The organism is Myxococcus vastator (genome assembly GCF_010894475.1).
In the GTDB taxonomy this organism is placed as follows: domain Bacteria; phylum Myxococcota; class Myxococcia; order Myxococcales; family Myxococcaceae; genus Myxococcus; species Myxococcus vastator.
Genome location: NZ_JAAIYB010000875.1, coordinates 1 through 1,124, shown reverse-complemented (window position 1 = coordinate 1,124; position 1,124 = coordinate 1). Strand labels below are relative to the sequence as shown.

Here is a 1,124-nt window from a genome sequence, read left to right as displayed (position 1 = left end):
CCTCGACCTTGTGGAGCCCATGGACCTTGAGGATTGCCGGGTGCGAGAGGGAGGCGGCAAGACGAACCTGCTCATCGAGCTTTGCTCGCGCTCGCCGAACCCGCCCCCCTTCCTTCTCCGATGGCGCGGGAACCGCCTTGAGAAGCACCTTCCCACGAGGCGCCCCCGAAGCGGCTCGCAGCCGTGCCACGAAGAGGGCCATCCCATGGTGCGTTGGCCCCAAGTCCTCGCGGAATTCGTAGCCGACGCCATCCGCCGAGAAGAGAATCGCCCCTGGCGGGATCTTGAACTCGATTGCTTTCGACATGCCATTTCCCCTCGTGCGCAGACTCGCGACCAACGCGGCGAGGGAAGCTACCTGCCGCATCCGGTCGAGGGAACGCCCTCACAGGTAAGGGAGACAAAACGGCTTGGGCGGCCCAATTTCGGCTCCCTACCTATTACGTCCTTTCGGGGCTCTCACGGCCAGCGGTCCACGACGTATCCGCCTCCGGAGTTGAACGACTTCACTCGGCCATCTTCGTAGCCCTTGGCAGGCGACTCGACCACGAAGCAGACGGGGCGTTCGTCCTGTCCCGGCAGTTTCACACGGTCGTAACGGATGACGAGCGCAGGCCCCTCCGAGCGCCCCATGCGGTCAGAGAGGAAATACGCCTTCCCGTAAAAGCGTGTCCCGGGCGGCGCGACTGCTCGTTGCCGTGGTTCAACTCCCTTGGGAACAACCCCCACCACGTCAGCCCCTGCGGTGAACCAAACTTGGTCGTACGGGCCCTGGCGACTGTCAAGAGTGAGGCTGAATGGCTCGTTAATCTCCCAGCGAAGGTCTTCCCGCATCGTCTCTTCCGCACCAGACGGGCAGGTGAACGACTCAGGCCGAATCTGAGCCCCGGGGCAGCCCGCCGCGAGCGCCGCGACGAGCGTCATCGTCGCGCAGTCGGCAACAGCGGTGGCCTTCGTCCTCCCGCCCGGCGGGCGTCCTTGGGTCGGGGCCTTGGGTGACGGAGTCGTCTTCACGGTTGAACCTTCCTTCGGAGCGGCAGTCTCAGGGCCCGTCAGCAGCACAGGCGGGGGGCTAGGTGGTGACATAGCAGGGGCAGCCGATGTGAACGGCGCGGAATGTGGGG

2 pseudogenes are annotated in these 1,124 nt (G+C 65.1%); both read right to left on the bottom strand.

The window, feature by feature from the left end:
* Positions 1-307: pseudogene (locus tag G4D87_RS38025) on the bottom strand (protein kinase); the annotation flags it as partial.
* A gap of 152 nt (positions 308-459) precedes the next feature.
* Positions 460-1,124: pseudogene (locus tag G4D87_RS38020) on the bottom strand (serine/threonine protein kinase); the annotation flags it as partial.